The sequence below is a fragment of the Terrisporobacter muris genome, from assembly GCF_024621905.1.
Classification (GTDB): Bacteria; Bacillota; Clostridia; order Peptostreptococcales; family Peptostreptococcaceae; genus Terrisporobacter; species Terrisporobacter muris.
On sequence record NZ_JANKBY010000374.1, the window covers coordinates 1 to 3,074 of the forward strand.

Annotated in this window: 2 protein-coding genes and 1 riboswitch; both genes read left to right on the forward strand. The window is 27.7% G+C overall.

The annotated features are described in order from the left end of the window. On the forward strand, window positions 1–320 hold a 320-nt coding region (locus NSA58_RS17975), incomplete at its 5' end, for a hypothetical protein (protein WP_257560774.1). A gap of 414 nt (window positions 321–734) precedes the next feature. Then, window positions 735–819: riboswitch (cyclic di-GMP riboswitch) on the forward strand. Window positions 820–1,759: 940 nt separating this feature from the next. Further along, window positions 1,760–3,034 carry an MFS transporter gene (locus NSA58_RS17980; RefSeq protein WP_039679295.1) on the forward strand — a complete coding sequence of 425 codons (1,275 nt, stop codon included), beginning with the start codon at window positions 1,760–1,762 and terminating at the stop codon, window positions 3,032–3,034. Window positions 3,035–3,074 lie beyond the last annotated feature (40 nt).

Consider the following 3,074-nt stretch of genomic DNA (forward strand, 5'->3'; position numbering starts at 1 on the left):
CTAGAAGAGATTATAAAAAAACTAAAGAAGAGGAAGCTACTAAAAGATTAGCCATCGAAAAAGCAACAGAAATTCATTTAGAAAAAATTAAATCAAGTAAAGAAATGGTAGAAAATATATCAAAAGCTATATTTAATGAAAGGAAGAATGTTATAGATAAAAGTTTTGATGTTCTTGAAAGAGCATTAGATGAAGATAAGGATTCGGTAGCGATAGAAGCTATGAATGGCATAAGTAATATAGTAAAAGAATCTCCATTAAAAGATTTTGATAGTATAAGTAATGCATTACAAAATGACGACATAGATTTAATTTTATAGGAAGAATAAAATATTATATAATAAGTACAAGTAGTTACAATAAAATATGTATAATTGTGGGTATGATTGTTGTGATTCATCTCCACCAATACATAAACGTGGAAACGTAGAATAATTGGAATTACTAGACTTTATAGTTTGGTAATTCTTTTTATTTTGCCTTTTAGCACACAATCAGAAGAATGGTCTAAGATAAATAATTATAATGTTTAGAATAAATAGTAGTGAACCGTACTACGAGTAAAGGAGTACGGTTTCAGACAAGTTAATAAAAAGTAGTAAAATAATAGCTGTACCATTAGTGAATGGTATAGTTATTTTTAATTAAAGCTCATATGTGACAATAATATTATAAAGATTATTATAACTAAGGACTTTAATTTATATAATTTTACAAATACAATTAAGTTAACAAATTTAAAAAGCCAAATTCTGAGAAATTGAGTGACGGAAAACTAATGGATCTAAGGATGAATATCTATGCCAGCCAGTTACCAAGTAGGGAATAAAAATGAGTTTTAGCAAAAGGGCAATAAAAATTATAGGATTAGTAGGAGTTACAATAGCCACGCTAATGTTAAATACAGTATCAGCTATGGATAAAAAGATCTAGTAACTAAAGAAAATGAAGTTACTATAATAAATAGTATTGATAATATGGGGTGTTATTTAGGAATAGGTGAATCAGTAGAAATATTAGATAACGAACCTATACCTATTTTTTAGAGGCAGATTTGATGAAGGAATAACTACAGGAATTTGGATTTTTCTCAAGGTATCAAAGTGGAGTAAATAAAGTTGTAAAATTATCAAATGGATATAATGTGTATCTATAACAAAGTATATTAAACATAATAAAAATGTTGGAATATCTATTTTAACAAATGTTTTAGCAAAAATGATTGGAGGACATCTAGTAGCTTTATTAGTTAAACCACTTGCAGTAGTTAAAAAAACTTACAACAAATCCGCCAGGATGAATGATATTTAAATTAAGACTAAAAAAGTTTACATGGGACAATATGAAGGACTGATTGAAATGTTGATTGTAGACTCATATTCTTATCAATAAATTGGAGTTGAAATTTAGTGGAATGTAATGGATTTGAGTATGATACTAGGTATAAGGATAAAGTAAGTGCTATTTTGAGGTATTTATTCTGAAATTATATAAGTACCTTAGGTAATAAGGTAATCTTTAAGTTTTAATAAAAATAGACTAAATCTAAATTCTTAATAAACAAATTTATCAGTAAACCATTAAAAAAATTAATGATATAAATAAGAAAAAACAATTTTACTTATATATTAAATGGCTGTAAACTTAATAAATGTAGTTAGGAGTTATACTCTATAAATAAATTTTATAAAAAATTAGAATATTAAATTATGCCCTGTTTGACGGATTAATATTAAAGCTTATAAGGAGGAATTATAAAATGGGACAAGCTGCAAAATCAAAAAAAAATAAAAGATATCTTATAGTATTCATTTGTATGTTAATTCAAGCAATACCATATTGTATATCTCAAAATTTACAAAGTCAGATGCAAACACCAGTATCTCAATCAGGTGTAGTATCTGAGGTAGGATTTACATTACTATATTTATCAGGAACAATTCCGGCATTATTCAATCCAATAATAGCCAAAGTATATGATAAATTCAAAATTAAATATATATATGTAGCAGGTTTAATAATATCAGGTATAGCATTCGCCTCATATGGAATGGCTCAAAATGCAATAATGTTTAATGGAAGTGCATTCTTTACACAAGTAGGAACAATATTATTTACAGGTTTATCATTACCAATAATGATGAGTCATTGGTTCCCTGGTGAAGGTAAAGGAACAGCATTAGGAATAGCATTAGCAGGTGGATCATTAGGTAATGTATTTTTACAACCAATAACAGTTAATTTATTAGCTAATGTTGGATGGAGAGGAACATATATGGCATTAGGGGCAGCTATGATAATAATAGGTGTACCACTAGCATTATTATTTATAAGATACCCAAAACAAGAAGAAGTTGTAATGGAAACATCATCTAATAAGTCAAATGTAAAGCCAACAAGACCAAAATTTGATGGTTTATCAGACAAAGAAAATGATAAAAATCCAATGTTCTGGACTTTCTGCGTAGGATGTGCATTAATATGTTTCGCAGTTGTTGCAGTATCAACACAAGCAATACCAGTATTAGGACAAAAAGGATTTGAACCAGGAAAATTAGGAATTGCAGGTTCAATATTTGGAGTATCATGTTTAATAGGTAATGTAGTAGGTGGTAAATTATTTGATAAATTAGGATCATTTATTCCAATGGTTTTATCAGGAATATCTACAGTAATAGCGTTATTAATAATGGCGTTTATGCCAGAGGGAAGTGCAATAGGATTTTTAGTACCTATATGTTCAGGATTAACTGTATATACAATAACATCAGCACCAGCATTTATGCCAGCAGATGTATTTGGACAAAAAGATGGAACAATGAAGTTAGCAAAAGTAGGTATGTTTTATGCATTAGGTAGTTCAATATCAGCATTATTATTCACAACTATATCAAACAAGTTAGGATTAACTGGTTCATGTATGTTATTTATAGTTGTTGGTGTAGTAGGATATGGATTAAACTTATTTGCTCAAGTAAAATCAAAACAAATGTTTGTAGAAAACCAAAATTCATTAAATATAAAAATAGGATAGATCAAATTTGATCTATCCTATTTTTATGCTTTTTATACAT

Bases quoted from the DNA above. Each gene is read 5' to 3' on its own strand.
- NSA58_RS17980 (WP_039679295.1), top strand. From the start codon at position 1,760: ATGGGACAAGCTGCAAAATCAAAAAAAAATAAAAGATATCTTATAGTA.